The following is a 21,269-nucleotide window of genomic DNA, read 5'->3' as shown; positions in this document are numbered from 1 at the left end:
GAAATAACGCAGCACAAATAAGAGAACTATCAAAACATACTTTGAAGAGTTCGTCCATATATATTTCATGAAAGGATGATGAACATGGATATGAAAGAAGCATTTATGCCTGCTTTTATTAATAGTTATTTTATTGCGCTCGGTGTGCTGCTTGGAGGGACAATCATCGGCGGCATCGGAGCATATCTAGCCGGGGAACCTCCATTTCAGGAAATGCACAGGCTTTCAAATGTTCTGAAGATCTGGGCGCTTGTAGCCGCAATTGGAGGCACCTTTGATACATTCAACAGTTTTGAACGGGGAATTTTCGAAGGAGCCACGAGGGATGCAGTTAAACAAGTCTTTCTGATTGTGTCGGCAATGGGAGGATCTCAAACAGGCTGGCTGATTATCTCCTGGCTCACCCAGGAACAGGTGAATTCATGAGAATTCCTACCCAGCATAAAGATCCCTTCTGGCAGCGGATTTTTGCAGGAATGGTGTTAGGTGCGATCGTCAGCTGGCTTGTTTTTTTATTTACGTACGGTGTTCTGCAGGAAAAACAGGTGGTTACAATAGAAAAACAGCAAAGCCAGATAGAAGAGCTGAACAGAAGCATGAGGATTTGGCAGGAAGAAGTACGGCTTTTGAACAAAAAGAACCAAGAAACTCTCACAGTGCAAAATGTAAGGGTACATGTAGAAAACAGCAGCCGCTTTGAAAAAAGCTCGTATTTTGCCTTTGAAATTGAGAAAAGCGTTAAAGAGGATGTAGCTGATGTAATAGCGAAGGACGTGGAAAGCGCGTTTGCCAGCAGAAAAATTTTAAAAAGAGCTATTGAAAATAAGACGTACAGTATTGATGAAAAGCAGTATAAGCTCAGGGTAACAGAAATGGTCATCTATACCGAGCTATATATTGAAGTCACAGCCCTTCCTGTTACTTGATGAATAAATTTCAGAAAATTTTCATAAAAATGTAATCGCAATCAGACCCTCTTCAGATAAAATAGATATATAAGCAAAAATATGTATAGATTAGGGGAGGGGATTTTTTTGTATATTATCAACCGGGGACAGATTGTCAGAGAGAAGATCATCCGGCTGCAAAACGGCTACTCTGCTTATGTTGAAACGTTTGAATTGGCACAAAAGCTAAAGCAGGAAATATCCATATTGAACCTCAATGTATATGAAGATAAAACAGAATTCGGTTTTTGGTTTATTCCTTTATCAGGAAGTGAATAAGAAAAGGGGGGAAGATGCCCCCTTTCTGCTGTATCATATATACAGGGTTCCTGCATTTTTCATTGATTCTTCATGCAAAGTTCCTCAAGACCTGTAAGAACCTGTTCCGCCTCTTCCCAGCTGTATACAGATGCTCCTGCAGCCAGTGGATGCCCGCCGCCTCTGTACTTTTTAGCCAATCCGTTAATCACAATTTCTTTCGAACGAAGCCGGACTCTGATCTGATCATCTTCTTCCACAAAAAATACCCAGGCTTTGATACCCTCTAAATTTCCAAGCAGACTGACAAGCTGGGAAGCTTCCGAAGCTGTAACCCCATATTCATCCAGCATGTCTTTCGTAATTTTCATGCAGGCAGATCCAGAGGACGAAGTTTGAAAATGCTGCAAAACATGTCCGCTAAGCTTGGCAATATTTATTTTGGTCCTGTAAAGCTGATCATAAATATCAGTAAATGAAACTCCGTAATCCACAAGCTCGCTTACATAACGAAATGTTTTAGGTGTTGTGCTTGGAAATAGAAATCTTCCTGTGTCACCAACAATGCCGGCATATATTAATTCTGCTGCTTTTTTTGAAAACGCAAGCCCTTTTTCCCTGCCGGACAAATAAAATTCGTAAATCATCTCACTGACTGAGCTTGCTGCTGTATCAACCCAGATAATGTCCCCATATTGATCTTCGTTAGGGTGGTGGTCAATTTTAATCAGCATGTCGCCCTTGGAGTACCGCTGGTCGCAAATTCTTTCCTGATTTGCTGTGTCGCACACAATAACAAGAGCTCCCTCGTACTGCGCGTCATCCACCAGGTCCATTTTATATAGAAATTGCAGGGATTTCTCTCCCTCTCCCGCAGTATGTATTTTTTTGTCCGGAAAAGATGCTTTTAATATTTCTGCCAGTCCGCATTGAGATCCGTAAGCATCCGGATCAGGCCGTACATGGCGGTGAATGATGATGGTTTCGTATTGCCTGATCGCTTCTAAAATTTTCGTTTTCATTTTAATCTCCCTTATTTTATATGGATTTTCCAATCATTGTTGTTTAAAATGATAGAGGGAACTCATAATTGGAGGGCTTACAATGCCAATTTTTGCTATATTGATCGTTTTTGCTATTTCTTTTTATATATTTTACAAGGTGAAATACCACCGTACAAAGAAGCCAATGGAAAAGCAGTGGCTGTCTGCGAAATCCAGCATGGCGCTGGGCATGTTTGTATTTTTCTTTGGATTGAATCAGCTGTTTATGTTCAGATCCACTCTTGCAGCAGTTATTGCCGTTATTTTTGCACTTGTTGGTCTAGGAAGCACTTGGGCGGGTTACAAAGCTTATCAGCATTATCTTCCCTTTGCCGCAAGAGAAGCTAAGGAACACTCAAAAACCTCATAGGTACAGTGTATAAAACAGGGGCAGCTAACTGCCCCTGTTTTTAATTGCGCTCAATCAGCTGAACCATCATCATGGCCTTGCCGACCAGCACCCCTTCACTGAAGGCTTCAACATCTATTTTTCCAAATTTTCTTCCAGCCTCGAGTATTTTCGGGTGTATCTCAACCACGGTTTCCATCTGGACCGGCTTGATGAAATAAATGGTTATATTCTCAACAACGATATCGCCCTTTTTTTGAGAACGGAGGAACCTGTTAACAGCCTCTGTAACGAGCGTTGTAAAAACTCCGTAAGAAATTGTTCCAAGCTGGTTTGTCATCTGGGGTGTTACTTCGCAGCGAAATACATTCATTTTTTTTACGTCTTCATCAGCGGAGACAAACTGGTTTGTAATTATGTCATCAATTTTCTCTCCGATTTGCGGCTGCCTCTGATTCAGCTGAAGTGCCTTTAACACATCCTGTCTGCTGATCATTCCCTCAAGCCGATTATTCTGGTCTACCACGGGCAGGACTTCAATGCCTTCCCAGACCATCATCTGAGCTGCAGATGCAACTGAGGTCTTACCTACAACGGTGATTGGATTCTTGGTCATAGCCCTGTCGATATACGTGCTTTTATCGATGCCCATTACATCCTTGGATGTAACCATTCCGAGCACTTTTAAGTTTTGGTCAACAACAGGAAATCTTCCATGCCCTGTTTGATAATTTCGCGTGTACCATTCCTCAATAGTGTCTGTTGAAGAAAGGCATACCGTTTTTTCAAGAGGCGTCAGGATATCCTCTACAAGCACAATTTCTTTTTTTATCAGCTGATCGTATATTGCCCTGTTGATCATAGTCGCGACTGTAAACGTATCATAACTCGTTGAAATAACAGGCAGTTCCAGTTCATCAGCAAGTTTTTTAACACTATCTTCTGTATCAAAACCGCCTGTTACTAACACAGCAGCTCCTGCTTCAAGGGCAAACTGATGTGCATTGGTCCTGTTGCCCACAATCAGCAGATTCCCTGCACCTGTATAGCGCATCATGGCATCGAGCTTCATAGCTCCGATGACAAATTTATTAAGTGTTTTATACAGTCCCGCTCTTCCGCCGAGAACTTGTCCATCAACAATATTCACTACCTCGGCATATGTCAGTTTTTCAAAGTTCTCTTTTTTCTTCCGCTCGATCCTGATGGTTCCAACTCTTTCAATCGTACTAACGTAGCCTTTATTTTCCGCTTCCTTTATGGCCCGGTAGGCAGTTCCTTCACTGACTGCCATTGCTTTTGCAATCTGCCTGACTGAAATTTTTTCACCCACAGGCAATGAATCTATGTATTGAAGTATTTGCTCATGCTTAGTAGCCAAACATTTTTCACCCTCTAAATTTATTAGCGAATTCTGTTATTCTACACATTATTATACGGGTGAACATTCCTTATATCAACGCAGCATTGATTTTTGCCGCCTTTTTAATACTTTTTCTGTTTCCAGACGGCGGGTTTTCCGCTTGAGAACGGGCTCAAACAAAAGGGAACTGAAACAGCCGCCAAACACCAGCAGGGCAAGTCCCAGCCAGACGAGTGAATAGATCCCCTGAAGTCCCTCACCGCTGAATTCCAGCTTTGGCACCGCAAAAAAAATCATGGTACATACAAACATTACTTTCAGCTTGTTCATCTTTTTCTCCCCCATCTCTGACTGCTTGTTTCATTCTATGCAGAAAACGGCAAAAAAAGAAGCCGGTCCATATCAGCCGGCTTTGCAACATTCAATCTATTGTATCTCCAGCTTTTAAAACCGTGCCAACTCCTTCAGGAAGGCTGCTGACAAAGTCCTCTGGATTCTGTTCAATATCCGGAAACGTATTATAATGAATCGGCACTACCTTCTTGGCTTGCAGCCACTCTGCTGCTGTGACAGCATCTTTTGGTCCCATTGTAAAATTATCTCCAATTGGCAGAAATGCAATATCGATCTTGTTTCTCTCACCAATCATTTTCATATCAGTAAAAAGGCCTGTATCACCTGCATGATAAATTGTTTTTTGATTATCAGTAAACAGTATTCCTGCCGGCATGCCGGTATAAATGATTTTCTGATCTTCCTCTTCTGTATAGCTTGAACTGTGAAATGCCTGTGTCAGCGCTACTGTTCCGAATTCAAACTGATAAGAGCCGCCTATGGACATGGGATGAGTCCTGGCACCTTTCCAGCCAAGGTATGTGGCAAGCTCAAAAGGAGCCACAATGAGAGCATCATTATTTTGAGCAATGGAGAGCGTATCCCCCACGTGGTCCGAATGGCCATGCGTCAGCAGGATCACATCCGCCTGAACTTCATCAGCTTTCAGGTCAGTCTGGGGATTTCCCGAGATGAATGGATCAATCAAAATTCTTTTTCCGTTAGCCTCGATTTTCACTACAGAATGTCCATGATACGATACTTTCAACACGCTTCACTCCTTTGAACTTGTTATCATCCCTATCGTACTAAACATGCTCACAGAAGTCATACAAAAACCATCCTCATTTACTGAAATCTGTAAATGACGTTTGCTCCGCCGGTTGCTTCTATAACAGAGCCCGTAATCATGTCAGAATCCTCTTCGCACAAAAATGCAACAAGCCTGGCAATATCCTCACCAGTTCCAGATCTGCCTATCGGTGTATTGCTGATGCCGGTCATTTGCCTGGCATCAATGATTCCTGCCTCTTTCATTTCTCCAACAATATTGCCGGGACAAATCATGTTCGCGGTAATCCCGTTTTCCGCCTCTTCCAGTGCGATTGTTTTTGTTAAAGATGCAACTCCGGTCTTAGAAGCGCTGAAAGCGGAACGGTTCACCCAGCCCGGTGCATGGCCGGCCCCCTGAAAACCATATGTAATGACTCTTCCGAATGCCTGTTTTCTCATATGGGGAACAGCTCTTTTAAACAAATGGAAAACGGCGCTTAAATTTCCTTCCACCATGTTATACCATTCATCATCTGTATAATCGGCAAGTTTTTTTCTTTCAAAGATGTAGGGACCGGCATTATTAATCAGAAAGTCGAGCCTTCCAAAGGCTGCAATACTTTCATCTACCATATTATATAGATCTTCTTTTTTTGTAACGTCTCCCTGGATAAAAAGGAGCCGGTCAGACAGCTTGGAATACTTCTCCTGCAGCTCCCTTACTCCCTCTGTATCCCGGCGGTAAGTAACTGTCACTGAATGTCCAATTTCAAGCAGCTGCTCGGCTGCCTTCCTTCCTAGTCCTTTTGAGCCTGCAGTTACCAGTGCATGTCTCATTTATGCAGCCCCTCTCTCAGTTTATGGAATACATATTTGTATGATTGTGATTCTTTACCTTGAGCCTTACAATAATCATAATGAATCCTTTAAGGAGGAACCCTTGTGGCTCACATGTTGGAAAAACGGTCGGGAATAGAGCAGTTTGGCCTTGAGCCTGTACCTGCCCATTTGAGACAAACACCGTGGCATGATTATTTTATTATACAGTTTGCTTTTTCGGTAAATGCAGGCAATTTCCTGCTTCCCGCTCTCGCAGTCCTTCAGGGCGGACTCAGTATCACTCAAGCGTTCTTCACCACTGTATGTGGTGCTGCCCTTGCGTTTATCTTTGTGTCTCTGCTATCACTTCCCGGCTCCCTAAAGGGAATACCAGGCCAGTATGCCCTTCGTTCGATACTGGGATATCAGCTATCAAGAAATCTGGCCTCACCGGTACGGACAGCTACCTCCCTTTACTGGTTTGCCGTGCAAACCATCGGGGGTTCCATGATTGTGATGGAAACAATCAGAACATACACAGGCTTTACGCCCAATTCCATTATTGTTTCTGTTTTGCTGAGCCTGCTGATAGTCGTGACTGCAGCAGTGGGCTTTCAAGCAGTCAAAAAGGCTGCCAAATTTTTTCTTCCTTTCTTGCTGGCAGGACAGGTAGTCACTCTTTATTTATACTCTACTACAATTTCATTCAAAACACTTGCAAACAATGCTGCAGAATCTGCTGCACCTTTCTCCACCATCATGTTGTATGGTAGCCTTGTGTTCGTTCAATATGTATCTGGAGTAAGTGCTTCGGCTGATATGACCAGATATGCCAAGACTCCCGTTCAAGGAATGGCAGGAATTTTCGCAGGAAACCTGGCCGGATTCATGATGACTGCATTTCTTGCAGTCACGAGTGCCGCTGCTTTTGCGGAATATAATGCATTTGTTGCGGCATCATTGCTGACGGACCACCCTCTGCTTTCAGGCGGGATTTTTTTATGTGCTATCCTCTCGATGTTTTCAATTAACTTAAGCAATGCCTATACGGGAGGATTCAGCCTGCTTAACTTCATTCCTTCACTGGGGAGGATCCGCAGTGCCGCAGTTTTTGGAGCCGCAGCAGTGCTGTTAAGCACAATGCCTTCCCTTGTAACAAGCGCCTCCGCCTATATTTCGTTTCTCGGTGCTTTTGTGATCCCTCTTTCCGGTGTCATTGCAGCAGATTTTTTAGCTGTAAAAAAATGCAGAATCTCAGAAGAAGATATTCTTAACGCAAAGAGAATCAATTGGCCGGCAGGAGCTTCCATCGCTCTTGGGGTAATTCTTTATTTCAGTCTTCCTGAAGCCGCATCACCTGGGTTTCTTTGTTTTTTTATAACTTCTGCCTTTTATATACTATTACATGCAGCTATAGAACATAGAAAAAAGCCATCTTGATTGATGGCTTGAGCTTGTGGAAGAAACATATAGTACCTTTCTCCACAAGCTGAGCGACAGCGTCGGGCTTTCGCTTTTTTTGTAGAAAAGGCTATATACAATTACTATGTTAATTTTGGCTTTGGAATTGACTTCAGTTGTGTAACGAATATGATGTTTTGTTATAGTAACTCTGAAATCGTATAACAAAGCAAAAAACCAGTTACAGCAAGAGCATTTTCTTAATGAACCCCTAACTGCCTTCAGCGCCGCAAAGCTTAGTCTCTTGTGTCCAGGTATCCAAATATTTAAAACACTTCAGATAAAAATAAAAGACTGTCGAGAGTTTCTCGACAGTCTGAAGCCATCTAGATTGATGGCTTTTTTCTATGTTCTGTTTTGACCGTCACTACAGTATTCTTTATAGATCCTTCCGGTAATGCCTGAGCTGCTCCTGAAGAAAATTCAAATCATACTGCTGTTCAACGACCCCGCTGCTGTAGGCATCAGCAATTTGATAGTTGGTTTCAAGTTCTCCAAGGTGATCATAATAATAAGTCTGCCGGGTAATTCTTTTTTCGCCGCTCATATCCTACTCCTCCTCATTCAAGCTGTCTTTCTATTATTGTGAAGGAGCGAAAAGTATATACCTCTAAAGATCTTTTTTTGCCTCAAAGACAAGATGCCCTATCTCAGGAAGGATAAGTTTTTCCATTGCAAGCTTTACAGCTCCTGTTGAACCGGGAAGAGCGATCACCACTGTATCCATCGAAATCCCGGCCGCAGCCCTGCTCATCATTGCTCCTGACTTTAAGCCTTCCTGATAGCTGAGCATTCGAAAAAGTTCTCCAAAACCAGGTATTTCTTTTTCAACAATCATTTTTAAAGCTTCGATGGAAACGTCCCTTTTTGCCAGGCCTGTACCGCCGTTCGTAATCACCGCATCTATATTTTTATTTTCACAGCCATCCAAAAGAGCACTTCTAATTAAGGATTTTTCATCTTTCACAATGATATGCCCGATCAGTTGATGTCCGGCTTCTTTCAATAGGGATACAATCAGCTCGCCGCTCCTGTCATCTTCCTTCTTCCTCGTATCACTGACAGTAATCACCTTGATTGCTACACTTGCAGGCGCTTGATCTCTATGCTGAACAATGCTCATATTTCATTCACCCTTTCTTCTCTGATAAAGTTCGAAGCTGGTAATATTTCTGAGCAAATTGGGCAACCTCACGGGTCTGCTTGTAATTAATGCCTGCCCCTGCAATCAACCCGAAAACCGGTATTCCCTGGAGTACTTTTTTTCTTAAAGCAGATAGGACAAAAAGCTTCGCTATCTGCCCTATATAAACTCTTAAACTTGCTTCGTCCGCAATTTCTTCAGGTCCATCATAGAAAAACGGCTCTTCTTTCCTTTCATACAGTTCTTCTGTGAGCTCTTTCCATCGTGCGCTCTTCAGATTTCCCGGCAGGAGAGCCGCATGGTAGACCCTTAGTATCGTCATAGTTTCATAGGGAGTATTCAATTCATAGCCGTAGCACAGGGCCGCTGTTTGAACTGTTCTCAGCTGCAGGATCATAGCCGCAGGCAGGTCTGCCCCTAAAAACAACAAACCTCCCGCACCTGTAAGCCCTCCTTGCACCAATGAATAGAGCCTTTGTTTTGACAGCTGAATATCAGCTATATAATTCAGCTGGTCTATGCTTAAATTTCTCAAATCTGTTATTTCACGTGCTTGGCTGTCTATTGCTGCAGCAGATTTTAAAATCTGCTCCCTGGCAGACAGCTGCAGGCTGGAGCTTTGCAGGAAGGCGTTTAAATGGAAAACAGCAGTATCCAGCTTGAGAGTTAAACTGTTCTTAAGTTCCGGCGGAATGGAAGCCATCTGCTTTTCAGCCCAGTTATGCCAGGCGGCGGGCAGTTCATAACCTTCATTCTTTGTCAGTTTGTTCTCCCATTGTTGAAGTTCATCCAGGAGTACTTGTTCACTTTTTGAAAAATTCATTACCTTCCCCCCGTCCTTTATTTTCCTCCATTATAGCATAAAGAATCTGGGAGCGTTTCCTTGGCTGCAGCTCAAGAAACAGTCAGATATGCAAAAGAAAAGGCGGCCCTGTTGGGACCGCCTTTTCTGTGATGGTTATTGCGTCAAACGTACAACGTCTCTGGCAATCATCACTTCTTCATTTGTAGGAATAATAAGAACCTTTACGGGAGAGTGAGGGTAGCTGATAAATGCCTCTTCGCCTCTAACCTCGTTTAATGCAGGATCCCAGTAAACACCCATAAATTCAAGCCCTTTTAAAACACGGGAACGAATTTCAATGCTGTTTTCACCAATCCCGGCTGTAAAGATGATGGCATCAATTCCTGACATCCTTGCAGCATAAGAACCGATATATTTATGGATACGGTTAGCGAAAACCTCCAAAGCTGTTCTGGCTCTGTCATTTCCTGCTTCCGCAGCCTGCTGAATGTCGCGAAGATCGCTTGATAAACCGGAAACACCCAGCAATCCGCTCTTTTTATTAAGAATATCAAGAACTTCATCAGCTGTCTTCCCTGTTTTGCCCATAATAAAAGGAATTAAAGCAGGGTCGATATTACCTGAGCGTGTCCCCATTGCTACACCAGCCAGCGGCGTAAAGCCCATGGAGGTATCAATAGATTTTCCGCCTTCAATTGCAGCAATACTGGCTCCATTTCCTAAATGGCAGGAAAGAAGTCTCAGCTGTTCGACAGGACGTCCAAGCAGTTCTGCTGCTCTTTGAGAAACATATTTATGTGATGTGCCGTGAAAACCGTACTTGCGGATGCCGTACTTTTCATAATATTCATAAGGAAGGCTGTACAGGAAAGACTGCTCTGGCATGGATTGATGGAATGCTGTGTCAAACACTGCAACTGCCTGGATATTAGGAAGCACCTCTTGGAAGGCTTGTATTCCTACTAAGTTTGCAGGATTATGAAGCGGAGCAAGGTCGGACAGCTCTTCAATCTGTTCCAGAGTTTCTTCAGTGATCAGTACAGAGTCATTGAACAGCTCTCCTCCATGTACTACACGGTGTCCAATCCCTTCAATTTCATCAAGAGATTCAATAATGTTAAGGTCTGTCAACTTATTAAGAAGCATTTTCACCGCCACTGCGTGATCTGCAATGTCTGTTATTTCTTCTTGCTTTTCATCATTTACGCTAATGGTAAAGACAGAATTATCAAGTCCGATTCTTTCAACAAGCCCTTTCGTTACAACCTCTTCTGACGGCATGTCAAACAGCTGAAACTTTAAGGAAGAACTTCCTGCATTAATTGCAATAACTTTTGCCATATTTTTACCGCTCCTTTATATTATGTACCGCTTGGATATCAACACATATTTATTCTTTACAAACTCCCGAAAAATATCTGACTTTTTCATTTAAACACTGCAAGTTATACATTTCAAGTAGGTTGAAAGGATGCAATCGTTTACAGTCAAATGTTATTATTTTCTGAAAAAGATCAGCAGTCTGTTTTTCTTGAACTCTGTTTTCAACTTCTGCGTTGTTTTTCACTCGGTTACAAGGATGCAGCGGGTATCTCCCTTTGTATTCATGAGGGTACAAAAAAGAGACCTTGTATTCGGTCTCCTCATTTTTTATCCCTTTACTTTTTACCTTTACTTGTTGTTAGTAAACCATGTATTCATTTGATTGGTAATAGATTTCATGGCAGCAGCATCGCTGAATTTCGGCAGTTTTGACAGCATGGCTTCTTTTGGCGGCTGAATTCCTTCACCTTTTTTCTGAAGAATAAAAATGCTTTTGCCATGGTTCTCAGATCCGAACATGGAAAGCGGAAGCTGCAGGAGTCCCTGCACATATGCTGTTTCTTTCAAATAGGCCCGCAGACTATCAGCTTGTTGAGATTGAAACAGCTGATTTGGAATAACCAAAAACAAATAGGCTCCAGGCTTTGCATAGTTCAGGCTTTGTTCAATAAATAAGTGATGTGAATAGGAATGCCCTTTTTCTGCTGCAAGCTTAAAAGCCTTTGCTCCGGCATCATTTGGGTAATACCCGACAGGCAGATCGCTGACAATAATATCTGCCGGATCGACCAATAGCGGCTGCAGGCTGTCCTGATTAAAAAATTGAACAGGGTGTTTTTGAAGATTAGCGTTTATATATGCGAGTTTAATGAGCAGTTCGTCCACGTCAACACCGACGCTTTCAGCCTCTCGTTCACCCAGATTGTTTAGAACAGTAGTTAAAAGATTCCCCGCTCCTACAGCAGGATCCAATATAGTCAGATGGTTTTGCCCCTCCGTAAACCTTGAAACCAAATAGCCCATAAAAATTCCTACAGTGTCAGGGGTCATTTGGTGGTTAGGGGAGGAACCTTCTTTTAATCCCTTTAAAATGGCAAGCTGAAAAGATTTTCGGATTTCTTCTTTGCTATACTGGGCAAGCAGGAGCTGCCTGTAAACCCCATTCAGCTTCCTTTCACTTACTTCGCTTAGTCCTTCCTGCAGTATTGCTTCATGAAACATATTTTCTCCTGTTTCCGCCACTGCTTCGATATAGGAAAGATCCAGCTCCCTTGCCAGCAAGTCTGCAGTTTCGTTAATGCCTGCAAATAGTTTTTCTACTTTTGTACCGCCTTGCATGTATTTTCCTCCTGAACTCTTTTAATGGAAAAGCCTCAGTATCTAACTGACACTGAGGCTTGTTTGAACATTTACTGTAACGCTCTGACTGCCTCCATGACAGCCTCATAATCCGGGTGGTTGGTAGCTTCACTCACATATTCTGCATAGGTAACCTGATCATTGCTGTCAATTACAAATACGGCTCTGGCAAGCAGGCGCATTTCTTTTATGTATACACCATATGCTTCTCCGAATGACATGTCACGGTGATCGGACAACGTTTGGACATTTTCAATCCCGTTGGCACCGCACCATCTGCGCTGAGCGAACGGCAGGTCTGTACTAATGGTCAGGACAGACATATTGTTCAGCTGCGAAGCTTCCTCATTAAACCTTCTTGTCTGTGCATCGCATACGCCTGTATCAATAGAAGGCACCACTGAAATTAAACGGGCACGGCCTTTGGAATCAGCTAGAGTAACTTCAGATAAATCATTTGCAAGCACTGTAAAATCCGGTGCTTTATCCCCGGCTTTTAACTCACTGCCCAGCAAAGTAACCTCTTTCCCTTTAAACGTGATTTTCGCCATATTACCAGCCTCCCTGATAGATTATATACAGTGTAACTATAATGCTTTTCAGAAAAGTTTGCAATGAACACGATTCGGCTGGAACAACTCACGACAGATACCTGGCGGGCAGTTTTTTCTGGTTCAGCAGTTACAGCAAAAAGCCATAGCAACATAAAAAAACCAACTGACAAGCAGCTGGCTTTAAAATTCCAAATCCTTCTTTTCCTGTTTTTCTTCTGCATAAATGCTGTTTTGAGCTTGAAGCGGCTTTCCGCCTTGTTCTCCGGATTCATTATCTTTGCTTGAAAACATCTGCTGAATTTTCTCGATAGCCTTAGGCGCTGAATCGAGAATTTTTTCGTAAAGATGTGTACTCTCATCAAGATGAAGCATTTTGATTCCATTTGCTCCTACAATTAAGAATGCAATAGGAGTAATGGATACACCGCCACCGCTACCGCCGCCAAAAGGAATCTTGCGTTCACTGTTATGGTCGCCCCCGCGCTCTTCCAAGCCGGCAACATTATAGTCGCTTCCACCGGCAGCAAAGCCGAAACCAACTTTGGAAACTGTTAGAATGACGCTCCCATCCGGTGTTTCCACAGGATCGCCTATAATGGTGTTAACATCAATCATTTCTTTTAAATTTTCCATGGCATGTTTCATTAACCCTTGTATTGGATGTTCACTCATAGTAATTCTGCCTCCTTAGACCGATTTATTATTCTGCTGGCGAGTTAGGAAAGGAAAAGGACGATTTCTGATAAAAGGAAGTCCTCCCTTCCAATGTTTCAAAACACGCAACCCTGCCAAAATAGCATTCCCGATTCTGAAATGAATCATACAGTGCAGAACTGTTTTTGAATCTTTATGTACAAAAACAGGAGTAATGCTTAGGGCTGGCAGGACCGATAGCCTGGTATAACTGCTTAGGATCCCAATCAGCGCCCCTTTAATGGACCATGCTGCACCGGTCAGTACTCCAGTTGCAGCAGCATCTCCAATACCAAACTGAGAATGCCATTCAAACTTTGTGACAGTTACCTTTCGGAAAAACCTTTTCACTATCTCGTGAAAAGTAACAATATGCTCTAACAGTTCCTTTATATCCTTAATATCAGTCAGGACATCTTTCTTGGTTATTTTATCGTAGTGCTTCTGTGAGTCTGGCACCTGCCGATCCTCCCCAAAATTCTTTTCCTTCCTTAGCTCAATACCAGGGGAGCTATTGTCCACCTTCACCATAGGGATTCTCAATGTATAACGCAGCAGCCCAAATAAAGTTCTGAATTTGATGCTGATGCTGTCATCATCCCCAATATGTTTCAAGCTGATTGTTATGGTCATGCGTAAAAAAGGAATCATCAGGATAAAAACCGCAGCAAGTATAAGAAAAAGCCATAATATCCACCACACCGTACACACTTCCTTTCAATCCCTCATTATCGCCCTTGTGCAAAAAAAATAAACCTGCCTCATGGCAGGTTTATTGGGGAGTGTTTGATGCAGGTATCATCGTCTCTTTTTTCAGGTAAAGGTCTTGATGGATAACTGCAGTATCAGCAAACAGGTCGTGCAGGCCCTGTTTCTTCTTTGTAAAAGCCGTAATGATATAGCCAATAAAAATCGTTTTTGAGATGTATCGTCCCACTAGTTCTCTAAACAAAATGGTCTTCCAAGACAGCCCCTCAGGATGCAAAGAGACAACTCTTATGCCAAACGTCATCTTCCCAAGGGTCTGGCCGAGATATTTTGTCAACAGCACAAAGTATCCAAAAAACACAATGGCTTTGATGATGCTGACCGGTGCAAACATATTTCCTGATGTTTCCCATCCAGCAAGGCGAAACACAGGGTTTACTAAAATGCCGTTAATGCTCATGATGATGAGCAAATCTAATAAATATGCCCAGAATCTTATCCAGAATCCACTGAAATATTCTTGGTATTCAATCTTTCTGCTTTCAACAGGAGGATGTTCCTGCTTTATTTCATTTACCGTTGCATCCATTTGGAACCCTCCTTATTCAGCATATAAATACATCAGGCGAGACGAATTCGGCCGGGTAAAGAGTTCATGCATAGATAATAATTTGAAGTCATCGCTGAATATCTTTTGAGAACTCATGGAAAGAAGTGAACCAAGCCCTGTTCCTGATTTATATTCAATCACTTGTGGATTACTCAGCTCAAGATCTTCCCCTAGTATTTCGATTACATCGTCAAAATAGGCCAATTCATCAATCAGATTGTTCTCTTTTGCCTGACGTCCGTCATAAATTCTGCCATCAGCAATGCTGCGCACCTGTTGTTCAGACATGTCCCGCCCTTCGGCAATCACGTCTACAAATCCTTGGTAAGCATTGTCTACCATAGACTGCAGGATGTCTCTTTCTTCCTCTGACATCTCTTTGGCAGGAGACATAATATCCTTATACGGCCCGCTTTTTATTGTATTGAATTCCACGCCGTACATTTCAGCAAGCCCGCTGTAGTTGATTCCCTGCATAATAACACCGAGAGATCCCGTTAAAGTGTCAGGAGCAGCAAAAATCTTATCTGCTGCAGTTGAAATATAGTAGCCGCCTGAAGCTGCTGTCGTTGTCATAGAAGCATATACCGGTTTGTCGGTTTCTTCTTTCAATTTCATTAAATGCTTATGTAATTCTGCACTTTCAACGACTCCTCCGCCGGGAGAGTTTACTTTCAGAATAACGCCCTGAATACTCTCATCCTGGGCAGCCTTGTCGATCATTTTCAGGAAATTTTGATGATGATAACCTCCTGTTGCAAAAAGTGAACCAGCATCTCCAGTATCCTGTATGACGCCATCAACAGTCAGCACTGCAATTTTCTGGTTTGGCGATCCTTCTCTTAAGACATTTTCACTAAAAGCTTCCGAAGAACTGAAAGCTTCTGAAAAAGCGCTTTGCTGTTCTCCTGCAATACTAAGTATGCTTGTGATAGAAGCAAATACAAACAATACAGCCGCAATAATGAGCGCACTCCATCTTTTCCCGTTCATCACTCTTCCTCCTTTTTCAGCCTCTTTTCCAAGTGCTGTATCCTTTTCCAAAACGTTGCTCTCTCATAAAAAAATGGTACACTGAACACAAAGAGTATTTTACCATACTTTTTTTCTATGTGTGGAGATACTTTCCAATCCAAAGGGAGGAATTTGAATGGCTGATCGCAGTAATGTTTACTTTTTTTACAAGCAGGAAAAAGAACTGGCAGATAAGGTGCGCTCCCTGATCGAGCTTGCTGAAAAATATCGGTTTACAGTTGTTGAAGATCACCATCAGGCAAATATTATCGTCAGCATCGGCGGTGACGGCACTTTCTTGCAGGCAGTGCGACAATCGAATTTCAGGGATGACTGCTTGTACGTGGGGGTAACAACAAAAGGGAATGTCAGCCTGTACTGTGATTTCAGCATTGATGACACAGGCAAAATGATAGAAGCAATGATGGAGGAGCAAATAGAAGTCAGAAGATATCCTGTACTCACTGTGACAGCAGACCATGGGACATCTTTTCAATGTTTGAACGAATGCTCTATCCGCTCAAGCATCATCAAAACTTTTGCGATGGACGTCTACATAGATGACCTTCATTTTGAAACCTTCAGGGGAGACGGCATGATTGTGGCTACACCGACCGGCAGCACCGCATATTCCAAGTCAGTTAACGGCGCTGTGGTTGATCCGATGCTCGACTGCCTACAAGTAAGCGAACTCGCTTCTCTCAATAATAATGAATATAGGACACTTGGTTCCTCCTTCATTCTCAGCGGTGAAAGAAAGCTTACCCTTAAAATTATACAGGATGGAAATGATTATCCTGTCATTGGGATGGATAATGAAGCTCTCAGTATCCGCCATGTGGAAAAGCTGGAGATTTCGTTAAGCGGCAAAAAAATTAAAACAGTTAAACTGAAAGACAATTCTTTTTGGGAAAAAGTAAAAAGAACATTTCTATAGAAAGCCGCAGGCTGTTCCTGTAATTGAAAAACAACCTGTTACAAAAGAGCCGCCCTGCCTTTAATTAGGCAGCAGCGGCTCTTTTTCAGGCTGGAAGTCACTCTTGTACACAATTTCTCCTGCCACTACAGTCATGGATGCTGTTATATCCTTTATAGATTCCTGCGGAACCTGAAAGATGTCACGGCTTAGAATTGTAAAATCCGCATCGAAAGTTTCTTTTATCAGTCCCCGCTGATGCTCCTTATGTATTGCATAGGCACTTCCAGCTGTATACAGGGCTACCGCTTCAAATACAGTCAGCTTTTCTTTTTCCATACTCTCCTTCAAATCCGGAGAATGGCTGGAGGTTCTGTTAACAGCCGTATGAATGCCATAAATAGGAGAAAGGGGTTCAATCGGGGCATCGGATCCTCCTGCACAATGAAAGCCCTCTTCTAAAAGCGTTTTCCAGGCAAAGCTTTCCTTTAACCGCTCAATTCCAAGACGTTCCTCCACCCAGGGAAAATCGCTTACGACGAATCCAGGCTGAATATCAAGAATAACAGGAAGTTTACTGGCCCTCATCCTTAACTCAGGAGTCAATATCTGCGCATGAATGAGCCTGTCATGCTTCCCTTTTGCCGGAGGATGCTCCTCAATTGCATTCAATACCATTTGAAATGCTTTGTCACCAATGGCATGAACTGCAACTTCCATTTGCATATCTCTCGCTTTTTTCACAAGGCGGTTCAGCTCCTGCTGTGAATGAATGGATACTCCGCTTGTTGTTTCGTCATCTGAGTAATGCTCGCTCAAAAGCGCTGTTCTTCCTCCGAGTGATCCATCGGCGAAAACTTTCATGGCCCCCAGCTCAACAAACTCGGTTTGTTCGTTACTGCAGCGAAGCAGAACCTCTTCCGCAACTGTATGATGGACCAGCAGATGTGCTCTGAACTTTGTTTTTTCGGCACCCAGCACTTGCTGAAAAGCATGAAAGGTTTTGCGGCTGTTTCCATAATAGGACAGATCTTCAGAATGCCCGCCTGTCAGTCCTTTAGAGAGACAATCCTCAATAGACATTCTCAATGCATGCTCCAGATAGTGCGATGATACGTCAGGAAGGCATTCATAAACAGCCTCTTGAGCCCTGTCCAAAAGATAGCCTGTGAGTTCATTGTGATCATCCCGGTCAATTACGCCGCCATCTGGATTAGGGGTATCATGACGGATACCCGCAGCCTCCAGCCCGCTGGTATTTACAATCATGGCATGCCGGCAAATTCTTTTCAGTAAAACTGGATGATTCGGCAATGCTTCATCAAGTTCGAATCTATGAAGAATTCTTCTTTCCTCCAAAGTGTTCTCATTATATCCTTCCCCTATCAGCCATTCACCGGGAGGAAGGGACTTCGCTCTTTCCTGAAGCAGCTGCAGCACCTCTTTTATCGTGCTGCACTCCGTCAAGTCGAGCCTCAGCAGTCTTTCTCCGTGACCAATCAAGTGCAGATGGCTGTCCACCAGTCCGGGAATCATTGTTTGCCCATGAAGATTTCTCTCTCTGTTAATCTCTCCAGGCATATGCCTCAGATCATCCAAAGTCCCTGCTGCAACAATCTTTCCTCCTTCTGTCAAAACAGCTTCAACCTGCTCAAATTCAGCAGCCATCGTGTAAATGGCTCCTCCATACCAAAGAGTCCGCATGAAAATTCCTCCGATTATTTTAAAAGTTGAAGGCGCCCGCTCAGCCCCGACAAGCATAAGACGGCTTGGGCATGAGGTCGCTCTTTGACCTCTTGACCAAGGTGGCTTATGACCTCGAGGGGCTGGCGCCTGGAACTGGATAATGTAGAAAAGTGGAAGGCGCCCGCTCAGCCCTGACAAGCATAAGATGTCTTGGACGTAAGGGCGCTTTTTGCCCTTATGGCCAAGACAGCTTATGACCTCGAAGGGCTGGCGCCTGGAACTGGATAAACCGAAAAGTAGAAGGCGCCGCTCAGCCCTGACAAGCATAAGACGAGCCGGTATGAAGGTTGTTCTTTAACCTTCAGGCCGGATTGGCTTATGACCTCGAGGGGCTGGCCGGTGGAGCTGGACAATGTGAAAAGTGCAACCGCCGTAAAGGAAGTCATGCTAAGAGCGCCACGTCCTGTTGCAACGCATGACTGTCCGACGTCGTGTCGGGCTCCGACAAGCATAAGACTAGCATCTCTAAAAGGCGCTCTTTGCCTTTTTTAGATGATTGGCTTATGACCTCGAGGGCCTAGCCGGTGGAGCTGGACAAATAGAAAAGCGGAAGGCGCCTGCTCAGCGGCGACAAGCATAAGGCAGCTTGGGCATGAGGTCGCTCTTTGACCTCTTGACCAAGATGACTTATGACCTCGAGCCGCTGGCGCCTGGAGCTGGACAAACCGAAAAGCGGAGCCGGCCTGTTCAGCTGCGACAAGCATAAGATGGATTGGACGGAAGGGCGTTCTTTGCCCTTATGGCCAAGACAGCTTATGACCTCGAGCAGCTGGCCGGCGGAGCTGGACAAACCGAAAAGCGGAGCCGGCCTGTTCAGCTGCGACAAGCATAAGATGGCTTGGACGGAAGGGCGTTCTTTGCCCTTGTGGCCAAGACAGCTTATGACCTCGAGCAGCTGGCCGGCGGAGCTGGACAATGTAGAAAAGCGGAAGGCGTAGTAAAGGAAGTCATGCTAAGAGCGCCACGTCCTGTGGCAACGCATGACTGTCCGACGTCCTGTCGCTTGTAGAGCCTTAATAAGAGAAGACAGGCAGCGGTTGCCTGTCTCTCAATTTTAAGACTGCTGTGCTGTTTTAGAATTGCCCAGTTCCTTGTTTCTAAGCTCTATTCTTCTTATTTTACCAGAAGTTGTTTTAGGCAGCTCCTGAACAAACTCAATTCTTCTCGGATATTTATAGGGGGCAGTCAGTTTCTTAACATATTCCTGAAGCTGTAAGACAATATTTTCGGTCTCCATATCAGCTGCCCCATCTTTTAATACGACAAAAGCTTTAACGACTGATCCTCTAACCTCATCGGGGCTTGCCACAACTGCACATTCTCTGACAAGCGGGTGTTTCACCAGGGCATCTTCCACTTCAAATGGCCCGATTGTGTACCCTGAGCTGATGATAATGTCATCCCTCCTGCCCTCAAACCAAAAGTATCCATCCTCATCTTTTTTTGCACGATCACCTGTAATATAATAGTTACCCCTGAACTGCATGGCGGTTCGTTCCGGGTCTTTGTAATATTGCTGAAACAGCGCCGGCGTCTGGACATGAACTGCGATATCCCCCACTACTCCTGGACTGCAAGGAAAACCTTCTTCATCAATGATATCCACCTGATTCCCCGGGGTAGGTTTGCCCATTGAGCCAGGCTTAAGCTGCATTCCTTTCAGCACACCTACAAGCAAGGTGTTTTCTGTCTGACCATAACCATCCCGTACATCAATATGAAAATATTTATTAAAAGTATCAATGACCTCTCTGTTTAAAGGTTCCCCAGCAGAGACGGCACTGTGAAGTTCAGGAAGAGAGTAGCTTTCCAGGTTATCAACCTTTGCCATCAGCCTGTACTCTGTCGGGGTGCAGCAAAGGACATTTATTTGATATTTCTCAAGCAGCGAAAGATACTTTTGAGGATCAAATTTCCCATTATAGATAAAACCTGCAGCCCCGCTTCCCAGCACAGATAAAAAAGGACTCCAAATCCATTTTTGCCATCCTGGACCTGCTGTTGCCCACACAACATCTCTTTCACTGATAGAAAGCCAGTGAGAGGCTGCAGTCCGAAGATGGGCATAAGCCCAGCCATGTGTATGTACAACTCCTTTAGGATTTCCTGTGGTGCCTGACGTGTAAGATAAGAAGGCAAAAGAATGTCTGCTTGTATCCGCAGCCTGCAGAGATTCGTCCTCAGATTTCTTTAAATCCTCAAGCTTCAACCAGCCTTTCCTCACTCCGCCTATAGTTAGGCAAAACAGCTTTTCATTCAGCTCTTCTAACTCCTCAAACTGATCAGCAAATGAATGATAGGTTACAACTGCTTTTACGTCCCCATGAGATATTCTGTACTCCAGATCCTTCTTTCGCAAAAGTTCCGAACAGGGAATAACGACTAAGCCTGCTTTAAGGGCACCAAGATAAACTGAATATGCTTCAGCCATTCTTGGTATCATCACGAGGACTTTGTCCCCTTGAACCAGTCCAAGCTTTAACAATGCACTGCCTGTTTTATTGGCTTCATTCACCAGTTCCTTGTAGGTAAGTTCCTCTTTGTTTCCGCTTTCATTTTCCCATATCAGGGCAACCTTTTCTTTATCAGCTGCATACTTTTCTATCTCAGATACAAAGTTATACTGTTCTGGCGCAATTAATTCTTCCCGTTTCACAGAAACCCTCCTCTCATTCTTGTCTTAATTGTACAAAATTTTCTAAAACTTTTGAATTAAAAACATCAAGTTAGGAAAATATGCCAGCATATGGAGAGAATACAGTGACCAAGGAAAGAGATATTGCCGCCATCCTGGTTGGCCTGATACCTGGGTTCTGCCGGCATATCTTTATCTTTATCCGACAGAAGACTCCCTCTTCAAGCGCGTGATGAGATTTAGCTTAGCGATAAGGGGGAGATGAATGGAGGTTGGCGATAGCCAAAACACTCACTGTCATGGTAAAATTAGAACGTGCGTTCCTGTAAAGCGAGGTGAAATCATGTTAGTTAAAAAGGCGTTTAAGTTTCGTATCTTCCCTAATCAAAAACAAATGGAGTTAATCAATAAGACG

Annotated in this window: 25 protein-coding genes; 8 read left to right on the top strand and 17 right to left on the bottom strand. The window is 43.6% G+C overall.

What is annotated here, in order from left to right; all coding sequences use genetic code 11:
* Nucleotides 1–84 precede the first annotated feature (84 nt).
* The 3 genes from ytrH to GJU40_RS06150 all read left to right on the top strand — a co-directional run bounded on the left by ytrH (nt 85) and on the right by GJU40_RS06150 (nt 1,226).
* Entirely contained in the window at nt 85–426 is a 342-nt protein-coding gene (gene ytrH, locus GJU40_RS06160) for a sporulation membrane protein YtrH (RefSeq protein WP_154306882.1), read from the top strand.
* Nucleotides 423–926, top strand: a complete 504-nt coding sequence (gene ytrI, locus GJU40_RS06155; protein ID WP_154306881.1) for a sporulation membrane protein YtrI — start codon at nt 423–425, stop codon at nt 924–926. Before ytrH ends, ytrI begins: the two co-directional genes overlap by 4 nt.
* Nucleotides 927–1,034: 108 nt before the next feature.
* Nucleotides 1,035–1,226: a YtzJ family protein gene (locus tag GJU40_RS06150; RefSeq protein WP_154306880.1), complete on the top strand. Its 192-nt coding sequence runs from the start codon at nt 1,035–1,037 to the stop codon at nt 1,224–1,226.
* A 59-nt stretch (nt 1,227–1,285) separates the two neighbouring features.
* Here GJU40_RS06150 and GJU40_RS06145 read toward each other — a convergent pair whose 3' ends face one another.
* Entirely contained in the window at nt 1,286–2,227 is a 942-nt protein-coding gene (locus tag GJU40_RS06145) for a DHH family phosphoesterase (RefSeq protein ID WP_154306879.1), read from the bottom strand.
* Between the two features lie 82 nt (nt 2,228–2,309).
* On the opposite strand from GJU40_RS06145, the gene GJU40_RS06140 reads away from it, so the two are divergent.
* Nucleotides 2,310–2,618, top strand: coding sequence for a YtpI family protein (locus tag GJU40_RS06140; protein WP_154306878.1), 309 nt, complete (start codon nt 2,310–2,312; stop codon nt 2,616–2,618).
* 40 nt (nt 2,619–2,658) lie between these two features.
* Here GJU40_RS06140 and GJU40_RS06135 read toward each other — a convergent pair whose 3' ends face one another.
* From GJU40_RS06135 to GJU40_RS06120, 4 genes are all read right to left on the bottom strand, one after another.
* A complete protein-coding gene (locus tag GJU40_RS06135) occupies nt 2,659–3,978 on the bottom strand; it encodes a CBS domain-containing protein (RefSeq protein ID WP_154306877.1) in 1,320 nt (439 codons plus the stop codon).
* 75 nt (nt 3,979–4,053) lie between these two features.
* The gene (locus tag GJU40_RS06130) at nt 4,054–4,290 is read right to left on the bottom strand and encodes a hypothetical protein (protein WP_154306876.1); all 237 of its coding nucleotides are present in this window, start codon (nt 4,288–4,290) and stop codon (nt 4,054–4,056) included.
* 91 nt (nt 4,291–4,381) lie between these two features.
* Complete coding sequence (locus GJU40_RS06125; RefSeq protein ID WP_343031427.1) at nt 4,382–5,065, bottom strand: metal-dependent hydrolase; 684 nt, start codon at nt 5,063–5,065, stop codon at nt 4,382–4,384.
* Between the two features lie 77 nt (nt 5,066–5,142).
* Complete coding sequence (locus tag GJU40_RS06120; protein ID WP_154306874.1) at nt 5,143–5,904, bottom strand: SDR family oxidoreductase; 762 nt, start codon at nt 5,902–5,904, stop codon at nt 5,143–5,145.
* A 114-nt stretch (nt 5,905–6,018) separates the two neighbouring features.
* Here GJU40_RS06120 and GJU40_RS06115 point away from each other — a divergent pair, with 114 nt between their 5' ends.
* Nucleotides 6,019–7,326 (top strand): purine-cytosine permease family protein, encoded by a 1,308-nt coding sequence (locus GJU40_RS06115; RefSeq protein WP_154306957.1) that lies wholly within the window; start codon nt 6,019–6,021, stop codon nt 7,324–7,326.
* Between the two features lie 400 nt (nt 7,327–7,726).
* On the opposite strand, the gene GJU40_RS06110 is transcribed toward GJU40_RS06115, so the two are convergent.
* From GJU40_RS06110 to sppA, 10 genes are all read right to left on the bottom strand, one after another.
* Complete coding sequence (locus tag GJU40_RS06110; RefSeq protein WP_154306873.1) at nt 7,727–7,894, bottom strand: hypothetical protein; 168 nt, start codon at nt 7,892–7,894, stop codon at nt 7,727–7,729.
* 63 nt (nt 7,895–7,957) lie between these two features.
* Nucleotides 7,958–8,470 carry a MogA/MoaB family molybdenum cofactor biosynthesis protein gene (locus GJU40_RS06105; RefSeq protein WP_154306872.1) on the bottom strand — a complete coding sequence of 171 codons (513 nt, stop codon included), beginning with the start codon at nt 8,468–8,470 and terminating at the stop codon, nt 7,958–7,960.
* Nucleotides 8,471–8,477: 7 nt separating this feature from the next.
* The gene (locus tag GJU40_RS06100; protein WP_154306871.1) at nt 8,478–9,314 is read right to left on the bottom strand and encodes an EcsC family protein; all 837 of its coding nucleotides are present in this window, start codon (nt 9,312–9,314) and stop codon (nt 8,478–8,480) included.
* 135 nt (nt 9,315–9,449) lie between these two features.
* Nucleotides 9,450–10,637 carry an acetate kinase gene (locus tag GJU40_RS06095; protein ID WP_154306870.1) on the bottom strand — a complete coding sequence of 396 codons (1,188 nt, stop codon included), beginning with the start codon at nt 10,635–10,637 and terminating at the stop codon, nt 9,450–9,452.
* A gap of 330 nt (nt 10,638–10,967) precedes the next feature.
* Nucleotides 10,968–11,957, bottom strand: a complete 990-nt coding sequence (locus GJU40_RS06090) for a class I SAM-dependent methyltransferase (RefSeq protein WP_154306869.1) — start codon at nt 11,955–11,957, stop codon at nt 10,968–10,970.
* Between the two features lie 71 nt (nt 11,958–12,028).
* A complete protein-coding gene (gene tpx / locus GJU40_RS06085) occupies nt 12,029–12,529 on the bottom strand; it encodes a thiol peroxidase (RefSeq protein WP_154306868.1) in 501 nt (166 codons plus the stop codon).
* A 183-nt stretch (nt 12,530–12,712) separates the two neighbouring features.
* A complete protein-coding gene (ytfJ, locus tag GJU40_RS06080) occupies nt 12,713–13,204 on the bottom strand; it encodes a GerW family sporulation protein (protein ID WP_154306867.1) in 492 nt (163 codons plus the stop codon).
* Nucleotides 13,205–13,219: 15 nt separating this feature from the next.
* Nucleotides 13,220–13,927, bottom strand: coding sequence for a DUF2953 domain-containing protein (locus GJU40_RS06075; protein ID WP_154306866.1), 708 nt, complete (start codon nt 13,925–13,927; stop codon nt 13,220–13,222).
* A gap of 70 nt (nt 13,928–13,997) precedes the next feature.
* Nucleotides 13,998–14,522: an RDD family protein gene (locus GJU40_RS06070; RefSeq protein WP_154306865.1), complete on the bottom strand. Its 525-nt coding sequence runs from the start codon at nt 14,520–14,522 to the stop codon at nt 13,998–14,000.
* 12 nt (nt 14,523–14,534) lie between these two features.
* Entirely contained in the window at nt 14,535–15,536 is a 1,002-nt protein-coding gene (sppA, locus tag GJU40_RS06065; RefSeq protein ID WP_154306956.1) for a signal peptide peptidase SppA, read from the bottom strand.
* Nucleotides 15,537–15,693: 157 nt separating this feature from the next.
* On the opposite strand from sppA, the gene GJU40_RS06060 reads away from it, so the two are divergent.
* A complete protein-coding gene (locus GJU40_RS06060; RefSeq protein ID WP_154306864.1) occupies nt 15,694–16,494 on the top strand; it encodes an NAD kinase in 801 nt (266 codons plus the stop codon).
* Between the two features lie 60 nt (nt 16,495–16,554).
* Here GJU40_RS06060 and GJU40_RS06055 read toward each other — a convergent pair whose 3' ends face one another.
* Nucleotides 16,555–18,177: an amidohydrolase gene (locus tag GJU40_RS06055; RefSeq protein ID WP_154306863.1), complete on the bottom strand. Its 1,623-nt coding sequence runs from the start codon at nt 18,175–18,177 to the stop codon at nt 16,555–16,557.
* 671 nt (nt 18,178–18,848) lie between these two features.
* Between GJU40_RS06055 and GJU40_RS06050 the strand changes: the two genes are divergently transcribed.
* Entirely contained in the window at nt 18,849–19,157 is a 309-nt protein-coding gene (locus GJU40_RS06050; RefSeq protein ID WP_154306862.1) for a hypothetical protein, read from the top strand.
* Between the two features lie 116 nt (nt 19,158–19,273).
* Here GJU40_RS06050 and mbcS read toward each other — a convergent pair whose 3' ends face one another.
* Complete coding sequence (mbcS, locus tag GJU40_RS06045; RefSeq protein ID WP_343031426.1) at nt 19,274–20,875, bottom strand: acyl-CoA synthetase MbcS; 1,602 nt, start codon at nt 20,873–20,875, stop codon at nt 19,274–19,276.
* Between the two features lie 244 nt (nt 20,876–21,119).
* Between mbcS and GJU40_RS21340 the strand changes: the two genes are divergently transcribed.
* Nucleotides 21,120–21,269: helix-turn-helix domain-containing protein (locus GJU40_RS21340; RefSeq protein ID WP_343031432.1), on the top strand; the 150-nt coding region annotated here is incomplete at its 3' end.

This window comes from Metabacillus lacus, from assembly GCF_009674805.1.
Taxonomy (GTDB): Bacteria; Bacillota; Bacilli; order Bacillales; family Bacillaceae; genus Metabacillus_C; species Metabacillus_C lacus.
Note: the sequence above shows the minus strand (reverse complement) of the source record. Positions and strands in the feature narration are given on the sequence as shown.